The sequence below is a fragment of the Methylophilus flavus genome (assembly GCF_042678905.1).
GTDB lineage: Bacteria > Pseudomonadota > Gammaproteobacteria > Burkholderiales > Methylophilaceae > Methylophilus > Methylophilus flavus.
This window is the reverse complement of record NZ_JBHTLN010000001.1, coordinates 218,710-231,045: the sequence shown is the minus strand read 5'-3', so window position 1 is coordinate 231,045 and position 12,336 is coordinate 218,710. Positions and strand designations below refer to the sequence as shown.

The 12,336-nt window shown below is 50.6% G+C and carries 11 protein-coding genes; 6 read left to right on the top strand and 5 right to left on the bottom strand.

Annotated elements, in window-relative coordinates; all coding sequences use genetic code 11:
• Window positions 1-7: 7 nt before the first annotated feature.
• The 5 genes from ACFQ2T_RS01085 to der are packed head-to-tail and all read left to right on the top strand — an operon-like array spanning window position 8 to window position 4,978.
• Entirely contained in the window at window positions 8-832 is an 825-nt protein-coding gene (locus ACFQ2T_RS01085; RefSeq protein WP_379029325.1) for an ATP-binding cassette domain-containing protein, read from the top strand.
• A gap of 10 nt (window positions 833-842) precedes the next feature.
• Entirely contained in the window at window positions 843-1,652 is an 810-nt protein-coding gene (locus ACFQ2T_RS01080) for an ATP-binding cassette domain-containing protein (protein ID WP_379029322.1), read from the top strand.
• 32 nt (window positions 1,653-1,684) lie between these two features.
• A complete protein-coding gene (locus ACFQ2T_RS01075) occupies window positions 1,685-2,323 on the top strand; it encodes a YfgM family protein (protein ID WP_379029319.1) in 639 nt (212 codons plus the stop codon).
• 34 nt (window positions 2,324-2,357) lie between these two features.
• A complete protein-coding gene (gene bamB / locus ACFQ2T_RS01070; RefSeq protein ID WP_379029316.1) occupies window positions 2,358-3,545 on the top strand; it encodes an outer membrane protein assembly factor BamB in 1,188 nt (395 codons plus the stop codon).
• Window positions 3,545-4,978 (top strand): ribosome biogenesis GTPase Der, encoded by a 1,434-nt coding sequence (gene der / locus ACFQ2T_RS01065; protein ID WP_379029313.1) that lies wholly within the window; start codon window positions 3,545-3,547, stop codon window positions 4,976-4,978. Before bamB ends, der begins: the two co-directional genes overlap by 1 nt.
• Before the next feature lie 95 nt (window positions 4,979-5,073).
• On the opposite strand, the gene ACFQ2T_RS01060 is transcribed toward der, so the two are convergent.
• From ACFQ2T_RS01060 to ACFQ2T_RS01040, 5 genes are all read right to left on the bottom strand, one after another.
• Window positions 5,074-5,532: a GNAT family N-acetyltransferase gene (locus tag ACFQ2T_RS01060; RefSeq protein WP_379029310.1), complete on the bottom strand. Its 459-nt coding sequence runs from the start codon at window positions 5,530-5,532 to the stop codon at window positions 5,074-5,076.
• 90 nt (window positions 5,533-5,622) lie between these two features.
• A complete protein-coding gene (locus tag ACFQ2T_RS01055; RefSeq protein WP_379029308.1) occupies window positions 5,623-6,603 on the bottom strand; it encodes a S49 family peptidase in 981 nt (326 codons plus the stop codon).
• Window positions 6,604-6,694: 91 nt separating this feature from the next.
• Window positions 6,695-7,045: a Rieske (2Fe-2S) protein gene (locus ACFQ2T_RS01050; protein WP_379029305.1), complete on the bottom strand. Its 351-nt coding sequence runs from the start codon at window positions 7,043-7,045 to the stop codon at window positions 6,695-6,697.
• A complete protein-coding gene (locus ACFQ2T_RS01045) occupies window positions 7,042-7,713 on the bottom strand; it encodes an HAD family hydrolase (protein ID WP_379029302.1) in 672 nt (223 codons plus the stop codon). Before ACFQ2T_RS01045 ends, ACFQ2T_RS01050 begins: the two co-directional genes overlap by 4 nt.
• A gap of 33 nt (window positions 7,714-7,746) precedes the next feature.
• Window positions 7,747-8,865, bottom strand: coding sequence for a pseudouridine synthase (locus ACFQ2T_RS01040; protein ID WP_379029299.1), 1,119 nt, complete (start codon window positions 8,863-8,865; stop codon window positions 7,747-7,749).
• Window positions 8,866-9,471: 606 nt separating this feature from the next.
• Between ACFQ2T_RS01040 and ACFQ2T_RS01035 the strand changes: the two genes are divergently transcribed.
• Window positions 9,472-12,255, top strand: a complete 2,784-nt coding sequence (locus ACFQ2T_RS01035; RefSeq protein ID WP_379029297.1) for an Rne/Rng family ribonuclease — start codon at window positions 9,472-9,474, stop codon at window positions 12,253-12,255.
• Window positions 12,256-12,336 lie beyond the last annotated feature (81 nt).

Below are 12,336 nucleotides of genomic sequence, written 5' to 3'. Positions count from 1 at the left end.
CTGACCAATGACTGAAATTTTACGCATAGAACAGCTGAGCATTTTTCCGGCGCACACGCCTGAACGCAAGCTGGTGCGTAACGTATCCCTGTCACTGTCGCGTGGCAAAACCACCTGCATCGTTGGCGAATCCGGTAGCGGCAAAAGTCTGACCGCGCTTAGCGTGATGAAATTACTCTCCTCACAGCTGCATATGCAAGGCCAGATTGTGTTTCAGGACCAGAACATCACCTCGCTCGATGAAAAAGCCATGCAGCGCCTGCGTGGTCGGCAAATAGGCATGATTTTCCAGGAGCCCATGACTTCCTTGAATCCGGTACTGACAGTCGGTTTTCAGATCGGTGAGCCACTGCAAACACACCTCGGACTTAAAGGCGCAGTACTGAAACATAAAGTCGCTGCATTATTAGAGCAGGTCGGCATTGATCCCAGCCGCGCCAACAGCTACCCCGACGAACTCTCAGGTGGTCAGCGCCAGCGCGTGATGATCGCCATGAGCATCGCCTGTGAACCCGCGCTGCTGATTGCAGACGAACCAACCACGGCGCTGGATGTAACCGTACAGGCGCAGGTATTACGCTTGCTGAAGGAATTGAAAGATCGCATGCAGATGGCCATGCTGTTTATCACGCATGATTTTGGCGTGGTTGCAGATATTGCGGATGAAGTGATCGTGATGTTCAGGGGCGAGATTGTGGAAGTGGGCAGCGTCACCCAGGTTTTAAACCAACCGCAACATCCCTACACCAAAGCTCTGCTGGCCTGCGTGCCGGATGCAGAGGGTAAAAAAACACTGCAGCCCATGACCTATGACTGGTTAACACCGGCCTGATGGAGCGTACATGTCTGATTTAATTCTGCAAGCCCGCCACCTGACTAAAACCTATATCCAGCGCACTGGCGCACTAGGCCTGGGTAACCAGAATATTCATGCACTGGACGATGTCAGCCTGCAACTCAAACGAGGCACGACGCTGGCTATCGTTGGTGAATCCGGCAGTGGAAAATCTACACTGGCGCGCGGCATTTTACGGTTATTACCGCTGGATAGCGGTGAAGTCGAGTTTGATGGCATCAACTTCCTGGCATTGGATAAAGCGGCATTGCGCAGTGCCCGTCGCGATATCCAGATGATTTTCCAGGACCCGTTTGCCTCGCTCAACCCAAGAATGCGCGTTGGCGACATTATTGGCGAAGGCCTGGTGATACACCGCATAGGCACTGCCAGTGAGCAAAAAGACATGGTCAGCCAGATACTGAAAAAAGTGGGCTTGCAGGCAGAGGATGCGCAAAAATACCCGCACCAGTTTTCCGGTGGCCAGCGTCAGCGTATAGGCATCGCACGCGCCCTGATTTTGCAACCAAAACTGGTGGTGTGCGATGAACCGGTATCGGCACTGGATGTTTCGGTGCAGGCACAAATTTTATTGCTTTTAAAGCAGTTGCAAAAGGAAATGGGGCTCAGCTACCTGTTTATCACCCACGATTTAAGGGTGGTCAGGCATATTGCCGACGAGGTACTGGTGATGCAAAAAGGCAAAGTAATTGAGCAAGGAAGCGTAGAAAACATTTATAATGCACCCCAGCAAATTTATACACAACAATTACTTAGCGCAATTCCCGGTCATGGCTTGCGTGCAGCAACCGCATAATCAATCAAACAAAAAACAAGCAGGAAAATAACATGGCGTACGATTTGGAAGAACAGGAACAACTGGACGAATTCAGAGTTTGGTGGAACAAGAACGGCAAGATGGCGATCCGCCTGATAATAGCCGCTATCGTGGCCTATGCCGGATGGCAGGGCTACCAGTCCTGGATGAACAGCAAGGCAACCGCAGCTTCTACTGCTTATCAAACCCTGGTCAGCAATTCATTGCAGGATGTAGATACTAAAAAAGCCGGGCAAATCAGCAAAGAGGCTGAAGTCATCCAAAAAGATTACAGCATGACGCCTTATGCTGGCAGAGCAGCTTTGTTTGCTGCGCGCGCACTGCATCAGGCCAAGCAAGGCGAAGCGGCTGAGAAACAGCTGCAATGGGCAGTGGCTGAAGCCAAAGAGCCAGCGATCAAGCAAATGGCAGCGATTGAAATTGCCGGCCTGCAAATCGAGCGCAATGCACTGGATGATGCCAAGAAAACGCTGGAAGCCATCAACGACAGTGGTTTTGACGGCCTGAAAAACAGCATGCTGGGTGATATATATATCGCGAAAAAACAGGAAAAAGAAGCGAAACAGGCTTATATCCAGGCACTTAAAGGCCTGGACCCGGAAGGTAAGCTGTTCTACCTGACACAGCAAAAACTGGATGCACTGGGGTAACATGCGACGCTTTTCCCGCCTCTCTGCCGTGGCTATGAAAAAGCCAACCTCGCTAAACACATTGGCGCTGGCCGCCTTGTTGTTGCTTGGCAGCAGCCTGACTGCTTGTACTGCATTCAATGATGTAAAAACCAACTTAAGCGAAAGTATTTTTGGCGCAGAACCTGCTAATCCGCCAGTAGAGCTTGAAGAAATCAAGAGTTCTTACGAAATGCGTACTGCTTGGTCTACCGACGTAGGTGAACCGGGGCGTTTTACTTATGCGCCAGTGCTGGCAGACAACCTGATTTATGCTGTCAATGCTGAAGGTACAGTCACGCAACTGTCTGCAGATAACGGTAAAATATTATGGCAAACCGAGCTCAACGAGCCTATCAGTAGCAGTGCTGGCCTGGGCGGTGGATTAGTATTGGCAGGCACCAGCAAGGGGCATTTATATGCGCTGAATGTGAATGGCAAAAAACTGTGGAGTGCCATCCTCAGCAGCGAAATTCAGGGACAGCCACGCTATTTTGATGGTACGGTGATTGTACGTACCAGTGATCATCACATTTATGGCATTGATGCCGCCGATGGCCGCCGCAAATGGGTATATGAACGCGCCACCCCTTCACTCTCACTGAAGAATCAGGCCGGCATTGTGGTCGATGGCGGTGCTGTCTATGCTGGCTTTCCTGGTGGCAAACTGGTGGCCATTCGCGCAGATAATGGCAAGCTGCTGTGGGAAGCCACCGTTGCCCAGCCTAAAGGCGTGACCGAAATCGAGCGCATTGCTGACATTACCAGCCTGCCGTTTGTCGATGGCGCTTTCGTCTATGTGGTCGCCTATCAGGGCAAAGTCGCGGGCGTTGACCGCCAGCGTGGCCAGATTGCCTGGAGCCGTGATATTTCCAGCTATGTAGGTCTGACCGTTGATAACAGCAAGATTTATTTAAGCCACACCATTGGTTCTGTCTATTCACTGGACAATACCAATGGCAAAACCTTCTGGCGCCAGGGTAACCTGGGCTACCGCCACCTGACCGTACCGCTTCCATTGAGCAATGTGGTGGCGGTGGGTGATCTTGAAGGCTATATACACCTCCTCAGTCAGGATGACGGCAGCTTCGTAGGCCGCACTCAGCTTGGCTCCAAACCAATCATGTCACTGGTTGCAGGGACTAATAACCAGTTTCTGGCTCAATCACGTGATGGGCACATTTATGCCGTCACATACAAGTAATGTTACCTACCATTGTTCTAGTTGGCCGACCAAACGTCGGCAAATCCACTTTATTTAACCGCCTGACTAGGTCGCGGGATGCGCTGGTTGCAGACCTGCCCGGCCTGACACGCGACCGCCACTATGGCCGTGGCCTTGGCGCCAGCCAGCCATACCTGGTCATTGATACCGGCGGCTTTGAACCCACTGCCGATAGCGGCATCCTGAAAGAAATGGCCAAGCAGACCCTGCTTGCCATTGATGAAGCCGATGTCATCATTTTCCTGGTTGATGCACGCGCCGGTCTCACGCCACAGGAATTTACCATTGCGCAGACTTTGCGTGTTGCACAACGCCCTGTGCTTCTGGCCGTCAATAAAACCGAAGGCATGCGTAAGGCCGTGGTCAGCGCAGACTTTCACGAACTTGGTATAGGCGAACCACTATCCATTTCTTCAGCGCATGGCGAAGGCGTGCGTGACCTGATCGAAATCGCGCTGGAAACCATTGCCGATAAGATCGAAGAAGAGTCTGCACCAATTAACCCGGATACGCCCAGGATCGCCATTGTTGGCCGCCCAAACGTCGGCAAATCTACCTTGGTGAATGCCCTGCTGGGTGAAGACCGCGTGATTGCATTCGACGAGCCAGGCACTACGCGCGATTCAATTGAAATCGAACTTGAAAAAGACGGCAAGAATTACATCATTATTGATACTGCAGGCGTACGCAAGCGCGGCAAAGTGTTTGAAGCGGTAGAGAAATTCTCTGTTGTTAAAACCATGCAGGCGATTGAAGATGCCAACGTCGCCATCCTAGTGGTCGATGCCAAGGAAGGCATCACCGAGCAGGATGCGCACGTCGCGGCCTATATCCTGGATTCAGGCCGTGCACTGGTAGTTGCCATCAATAAATGGGATGGTTTGCAAGACGATGAGCGCGAGTGGATCAAGCGCGAAATCGACCGTAAATTGCAATTCCTGGACTTTGCCAAATTCCACTATATTTCAGCCTTGCGTAAAAAAGGCCTCAACGAATTACTGGGTTCGGTAGATGTCGCATTCAAGGCCGCCATGGCCAAACTGGCAACGCCACAATTGACCCGTGTACTCGGTGAAGCAACCACACAACACCAGCCGCCAATCACGCGTGGCATACGCCCAAAATTGCGCTATGCGCACCAGGGCGGTAGCAACCCGCCGATTGTAGTCGTGCACGGCAACCACATCGATGGCATTAAAGATAGCTATACACGCTACCTGGAAGGCATCTTCCGCAAAGCCTTCCAGCTGGTGGGTACGCCATTACGCGTGCAATATCACAAAGGCGATAACCCGTTTGATAAAGAAGATGAACGCAAGCCAGGTGAAGGTCTGGTGACCATGCGCCGGCGTAAGAACGAGTTGCGCGCTAAGTTGAAGCAACGCAACGAAAAGAATAAAACCAAAAAATAATGCTTTATTGAATCAGGTTTTGACCCGGATATACGGGGGTTAAAACCTGATATAACCGTTCTGGCTTAATGGTCTGATTTAAAAAACGCTGTCATTCAAAGTTGTATCTGATAAGTCTGCCAGTGCGTGTGCTCTGCGATCCTGTCATAACAAGCCCTGGCGGGCTGATTATCATCTGCTGTCACCCAACGTACCACTGACCACTGCTGGGTCTGCCCAATACCAACAACCGCTGTAATCAATTGCCCGGCAATCCCCTGCCCTCTTGCTTCAGGCACGACGAATAGATCGTCCACATAGCCGCCCATACTGGCCGCCAAAGGGCGCACAAATGTCCGGTAATGCAAAAACCCTAGTACATTCCGCTCTTCATCCACCGCAACCAGCCCATAAATCAATGGTGCTGATTGATGCATCCACTGCCAAACCTGATCACGCATGACCTGCGTTTGCTCAACGTCATAAAACTCAGCATACGCGGCATATAATTGATTCCAACCGGCGTAATCATTTGCCTCAATTGTGCGTATCGTGAACGGGAGATTATGTGTCATACCGTGACATTCCAATGAATAAAACAACGTTAAAAACAATAAAAAAAGGGACCTAAAGTCCCTTTTCAAAAATTAAGAAGATGCTGGTGATTATCGCAACATAGGTAACAGGTTTTTAGCGTTCAGGCCAAGCTCTTGCCCCATACTCGCGCCCAGCTTTTTGGCAAAACGGTCAACCACTGTTTCCTGATACGTGAAATCCACAATCTCGGACTGCTTGATCACTTCACGCGCGACATAATCCGCACTGCCTTCTGCATCAGCCAGGCCAAGTTTGATACTTTCTTCACCATTCCAGAACAGGCCGCTGAAAGTCTCTTCATTTTCTTTTAGGCGGTTACCACGGCCTTCACGCACGACCTTGATGAATTGCTGGTGAATCTGGTCCAGCATGTCTTGTGCAAAAGCCTTTTGTTTTGGATTCTCAGGCGAGAACGGATCCAGCATGCCTTTGTTTGCACCGGCAGTCATCAGACGACGCTCTACGCCTATTTTTTTCATCAGCTCGGTAAAGCCATAGCCATCCATCAACACACCAATAGAACCGACGATACTGGCTTTATCGACAAATATTTTGTCAGCTGCCACAGCAATGTAATAACCACCTGAAGCGCAAATATCTTCTACCACCGCATAAACAGGCACGTCAGGATGCAATTTGCGCTGGCGGTGGATTTCATCGTTGATGATACCTGCCTGTACCGGACTGCCGCCCGGGCTGTTGATACGTAAAATAATGCCTTTTGTGCCTTTATGGTCGTAGGCATCTTTCAGGCTGCTGATAACGGCGTCAGCATTCACCTGACCACCAGCTTCAATCACGCCATTGAGATCAATCAATGCTGTATGTGCCAGTGATGAGTTTTTGTTTGCTCCTACCCAGCCCAGCAGCATCAACAGCAGAAAGAACAGGTAGATAAAGGTTAAAGATTTGAACAAGACCGACCAGCGTCTTGATACTTTCTGCTCTTGCAAGCCGGCCAATGCTATTTTTTCCAGGCTGCTAATCGCAGAACCCTGCGAATGCTGGCTATTTTTCAGTTCTGGCGACTGCTGGTTTTCTTCTTGCATAACTCAACTTTCATTAATAAATTTTAGTCACTCTAACAATTCTAATCAGTTTGCCACTATTTAGTCATCATGCCGTAAAAATAAAACTGTTTTAGAACTGATCCAGATGTACCGTCACGATGCCATCTCGCTCGCTCACCGGAATCGGCGACAGCGATTTACCCTGGCATGGACCGACGATACAACGCCCGTTTTGTGGTGAATACATGGCGCCATGGGTCGCACAAATCAACCACTCCTGCGTCATATTGAAAAATTTTCCGTGTTCCCAGTCCAGTTCCACCGGCACATGCGCGCAACGGTTGACGTAAGCATAGACTTTGCCCTGAAAACGAACGACAAATCCACTGGCGTGCGGCCCCAATGCAGGCATGGGAAAACGCAGGCCATCGCCTTTTTCCAGCAAATCCGCACTATCAAATGTCAACACGGCTTCACTCATGTAGATGCCAGTAACCAGGCACTCAATGCTGCCACATCATGAAACATGTTATCCGGGGAATACTGCTGCAAATGCGTGGCAGTTTGCGAGCCGTAAGTCACCGCGGCTGTGATCACGCCGGCATTTTTACCCATTTGCATATCGTATTGCGAGTCGCCTATCATCAAGGTACGTTCCGGCATCACCACCAGTTCATCCATCAACTCATCCAGCATTTGCGGATGCGGTTTTGAAAAGCACTCATCCACCGTTTTCGTGGCGCTGAAATATTTAGCCAGACCGGAAAGCTGTAAGGCAGCATTTAGTCCGCGACGGCCTTTACCGGTCGCCACCGCCTGCTTACAGCCTTTTCGGGCAATACTGGCAATCGTTTCCGTAATGCCGGAAAACAGCAGGATAGTTTCTTCAGCCGCGTAATAGTTGCGGTTGTAATGGGTAATCAGCGCTTGTGCCTGTTCACTAGGGATACTGCCATAAAGCACTTCAATCGATTCACGCAGGCCCAGGCCTATGATGCTGCGCGCACGCGCTTCACTAAGCGCAGGCAAGCCTGCCTCATCGGCGGCCTTGATCAATGCCTGTGTGATCATGCCAGTAGAGTCGGCAATCGTGCCATCCCAATCCCAAACAATCAAATCAAACTGCTTCACAGTGTCGCTTTCTATCATTTATTTCGATTCTTTTATTATTTAGCACTACCATTATTTACTACTAAGTTGACGCTGATGTTGCAAAAAAGCGTCCAACTCTGCCGGTAATGGTGCAACCAGGTGCAGAGGCTCACCGGTCAGGGGATGCGCGATCCGCGTTTCACTGGAGTGCAAATACATCCGCTTCAATTTTTGCTTGCTCAACTGTTTGTTGAGCGTGAAGTCACCATATTTATCATCGCCAAGGATGGGAAAACCCAAATGCGATAACTGTACGCGCAACTGGTGTGTACGTCCGGTGATCAGTTTGGCCTGTAGCAGGCTGAACTGCCCCAGTGCTTCCTGCAGATAAAACCAGGTTTCAGAAACCTGTGTTTCAACTTCGAACCTGCCTTTGGAAGCCTGCTGTTTGGCAATCACGCCAGCAGATTTGAGCGATTTCCTGCCGCCTGGTTCATTGTTGAGCAAAGGCTGGTCGACGACATGCACACGCCGCTCGCCACTTTCAGTCACATACTTTTGCAGATCCAGAATGACTTTCTTTTTTGCTTCCAGCCACTGTCCCTGTACCATCATGACATAACGTTTATCCATTTTGTGCTGGCGCATGGCTTCATGCAGCGCCGTCAATGCAGAGCGTTTCTTGGCAATCATCAGCACGCCGGAGGTTTCCCTGTCCAGCCTGTGCACCAACTCTAAAAATTTAGCCTGCGGGCGTTCCAGGCGCAACTGTTCAATCACACCGAGGCTGATGCCGCTGCCGCCATGCACAGCCATGCCCGCTGGTTTATTCAGGGCCAGCATGGCGTCATCTTCATAAATCACCATCTCGGCGAGCTTGGGTCTTACTGAAGGCAATCCAGGTTTAGGAGCGGCTTCCGCCATGCGGATAGGCGGTACCCTGACCTCGTCACCCAGTTGCAGGCGATATTCGGCCGTGACGCGTTTTTTATTCACCCGGACTTCGCCGCTGCGCAATATACGGTAGACGTGACTCTTGGGCACGCCCTTCAGCACTTTGGCCAGGTAATTATCCACGCGTTGTGTTTCAGAGGCCTCATCCACCAGCAGCAAGGTCACTCTGTCACTTGCTGGTTTATCCTGGTGGACGTGCTTTTCAACGCCGTCGGACGAGGCCTGTATTGGTGATTGTGTTGAATTGGAGGTCATATGCAGGTCTTGCTTTGCTTTATCAGGACTTATAGATATACTGTCGGCATTCTGGGTCTGCGTTTTTTCCGGTATCGTCAACAATATTTCACATTGCTGACAGCGAAATAACCTTTGCGACAGCGGCCATTTTACTGGCCCTGCGTGTCAATTCAGAATCAAAAAATTTTGGTGAATACCGCTCGCCATCAAGTAGCGATAATTAATAGAAATACAAAACGCGAAAGCTCAAGCAGAATAATTAACGATATGAGCCCGGCGTTTGCCAAACCCGAATTTTAACGAATTTAGACTCTGCATAGGGTTTTATTTTAGTAGATAAATAGCGTTGGATCACACAGGTGGATAACATTGACACACCTGCCAGGCCTTTCATCAAGCTAAACTCTGTCAGATATATTGAGTATCAATATGATTGCCCTAGTGGTTCATTGACATACTTAAAGATTGTGCATATCGATGCCTGCAATGCTTCATTAGCTTTGCAATTGCCATTGCACTGGCCTCAAGTTGAATCTGGCCTCACGTTAAATTCTGGTGGTTGATTCACAACCCTGGCTCGCCCTGTACTCATTTGTATTCTGCAGCTTCGCCAAGGAGCACTGCATGAAAAGAATGTTGTTTAACGCAACGCAATCAGAAGAATTACGCGTTGCCATTGTCGATGGACAAAAACTGATAGACCTGGATATTGAACACGCTGGTAAAGAACAGCGTAAAAGCAATATCTACAAAGGCGTTATCACCCGCATTGAACCCTCACTTGAAGCCGCGTTTGTCGACTACGGTACTGACAGACACGGCTTTTTGCCTTTCAAGGAAATCTCCCGCAGCTACTTCCAGGACAAACCAGAAGGTCGCGCCCGCATCCAGGATGTGATCAAGGAAGGCCAGGAAGTCATTGTTCAGGTGGACAAAGATGAGCGCGGCAGCAAAGGCGCGGCCTTAACCACGTTTATTTCACTGGCTGGCCGTTACCTGGTGCTGATGCCTAACAATCCACGCGGAGGCGGTGTTTCCCGTCGCATTGAAGGTGAAGACCGCAATGAACTGCGCGACACCATGGCGCAACTGGAAGTGCCTAACGGCATGAGCATCATCGCGCGTACCGCTGGTATTGGCCGTACCGCTGAAGAGCTGCAATGGGATCTGAACTACCTGACACAACTGTGGCAGGCGATTGAAGATGCATCCAATTTCCAGCCTGGCGCTTACCTGATTTACCAGGAAAGCAGCCTGGTTATCCGCGCTATCCGTGATTACTTCAGTGCCGATATCGGAGAGATCCTGATCGACACCGCAGATGTACATGAACAGGCCTTGCAGTTCATGAATCACGTGATGCCGGGTAATGTGACACGCGTCAAACTGTACCAGGACGAAATCCCCCTGTTCTCCCGCTTCCAGATCGAGCATCAGATTGAATCTGCATTCTCGCGTGAAGTACGCCTGCCTTCCGGCGGTGCGATTGTGATCGACCACACCGAAGCATTGGTGTCTATCGACGTCAACTCCGGTCGCTCCATCAAGGGTGCCGATATTGAGCAAACGGCATTTAATACCAACCTGGAAGCGGCTGAAGAAGTTGCGCGCCAGATGCGTCTGCGTGACCTGGGCGGCCTGGTCGTGATTGACTTTATCGACATGGAAAACCAGCGCAACCAGCGCGAAGTTGAAAATGCGCTGCGCGATGCATTGCACCACGACCGCGCCCGAGTGCAAATGGGCAAGATCTCCCGCTTTGGCTTGCTGGAGCTGTCACGTCAGCGCCTGCGCCCTAGCCTGGGTGAAACCAACCATATGACCTGCCCACGCTGTAACGGAACTGGTCATATCCGTGGTATTGAATCCACTGCATTGCATATCCTGCGTATCACGCAAGAAGAAGCGATGAAGGACAACAGCGCGATTATCCAGGTGCAACTGCCTGTTGAAGCGGCGACTTTCCTGCTTAATGAAAAACGTGCCGATATCCACAAAATCGAACAGCGCACCGGTGTTGAAGTCATCCTGATTCCTAACATTCATATGGAAACGCCTAACTACAATATCGTGCGTATCCGTCTTGACGATGTGAATGAAGAAACCAATCAAGCCAGCTACAAAATGGTAGATCTGCCAACCGAGTCAGATTACCAGCACCGTCTGGAGCAAGCGGCTGCACCAGGCAAGGTTGAAGCCCTGGTGAAAGGCATCACCCCGGCAACTTCTGCACCTATCGTGGAAGAGAAGCCTGTGGTAGTGGCTGTAGATGCTAAAAAATCATTCTTCGGCGTGATCAAATCCTGGTTAGGCCTGGAAGAAAAAGAGGTTGTTGAGGAAACTGCGAAGCCAGCGCGTGAAAACAAGGATCAAGGTCGTGACCGCAATAAAAACCGTAACCGTCGTGACCGCGACCGTCAACGCGAACGTCCACAACAGGAACGCGGCGAACGCCCGGCTAAAGATCAGGAAGCTGCTAACAAGCCAAGACAGGACAGATCTCAGCAGGAAAGACCGCAACAATCTGCCGGTAAAGATAGACAAGACAGGCCTGACAGACAGGAAAGACAAGACAGACTGCCACGTCAGCCTGCACAGGAAGTAGCGAAAACTGACAGCAACCAGGCCGCGTTGACCGCTCAGCCAGGCGAGAACAGGGAACGTAGCGAGCGTGGCAACCGCCGTAACCGTCATGGCCGTCGCGACCGTCGTCCTCGTGATGAGTCAACTGGCAATGAGAATACTGAAGGCTTGAACAACAACGCCCAGGTGATTGAATCGCAACCGGTAGCCGCACAAGCGCCGGCCAGTGCTGAAGTGATTAGCCAGCCAGCGCCACAAGTGACTGAAGCAAAAACGATTGCGCCAGCTGAAGCGCAACCTGTTGCGAAAGTTAGCAACGTAGAGTCTGCTGAAACAGTTGCGCCAGCCAAGGCTGCCGCAGAAGCGAAAGCAACGGAAACTGCAGCAACTGACGAAAGCAGTGCAGAGAAACCTGCACGTAATCGTTCACGCGGTGGAAAAACCGGCAACAAGGCACGCGGTAAAGCAGCAGCAGAAACTTCTGAAACAGCGGCTCCAGCAATTGAACTGGTTGAAACAGCGTCATCTGCCAAAACAGCAAGCAAACAAGAAGCTTCTGCTGAAAAAGCAGAGACTGCGGAAAAGAAACCGGCAGCACGCAAACGCAAACCGGCAGCAGCCAAAACAACAGGCAATACCACTACGGCTGATACAGGCATACAATTAGTAGAAACCAAGTCTGGTGACACTAAGCCTGCAGAAGCTCCGGCAGCAGATGCGCCAGGCAAAGCCAAAAAGCCACGCTCAGCGGCCAAGTGGAAAAAAGATGAAGCCGCCGCTGGTGAAGCCAACGCTATGGTGATGGTTGAAACGCAAAAGAAATAACCAGCGTCAGCCAACAACCACTGGTTTCAAAATAAAACAGAAACCAGCAGCAATAAAAAAAGAGAGCCAGTAATGGCTCTC

Bases quoted from the DNA above. Each gene is read 5' to 3' on its own strand.
- ACFQ2T_RS01085 (WP_379029325.1), top strand. From the start codon at position 8: ATGACTGAAATTTTACGCATAGAACAGCTGAGCATTTTTCCGGCGCAC.
- ACFQ2T_RS01080 (WP_379029322.1), top strand. From the start codon at position 843: ATGTCTGATTTAATTCTGCAAGCCCGCCACCTGACTAAAACCTATATC.
- ACFQ2T_RS01075 (WP_379029319.1), top strand. From the start codon at position 1,685: ATGGCGTACGATTTGGAAGAACAGGAACAACTGGACGAATTCAGAGTT.
- bamB (WP_379029316.1), top strand. From the start codon at position 2,358: ATGAAAAAGCCAACCTCGCTAAACACATTGGCGCTGGCCGCCTTGTTG.
- der (WP_379029313.1), top strand. From the start codon at position 3,545: ATGTTACCTACCATTGTTCTAGTTGGCCGACCAAACGTCGGCAAATCC.
- ACFQ2T_RS01060 (WP_379029310.1), bottom strand. From the start codon at position 5,532: ATGACACATAATCTCCCGTTCACGATACGCACAATTGAGGCAAATGAT.
- ACFQ2T_RS01055 (WP_379029308.1), bottom strand. From the start codon at position 6,603: ATGCAAGAAGAAAACCAGCAGTCGCCAGAACTGAAAAATAGCCAGCAT.
- ACFQ2T_RS01050 (WP_379029305.1), bottom strand. From the start codon at position 7,045: ATGAGTGAAGCCGTGTTGACATTTGATAGTGCGGATTTGCTGGAAAAA.
- ACFQ2T_RS01045 (WP_379029302.1), bottom strand. From the start codon at position 7,713: ATGATAGAAAGCGACACTGTGAAGCAGTTTGATTTGATTGTTTGGGAT.
- ACFQ2T_RS01040 (WP_379029299.1), bottom strand. From the start codon at position 8,865: ATGACCTCCAATTCAACACAATCACCAATACAGGCCTCGTCCGACGGC.
- ACFQ2T_RS01035 (WP_379029297.1), top strand. From the start codon at position 9,472: ATGAAAAGAATGTTGTTTAACGCAACGCAATCAGAAGAATTACGCGTT.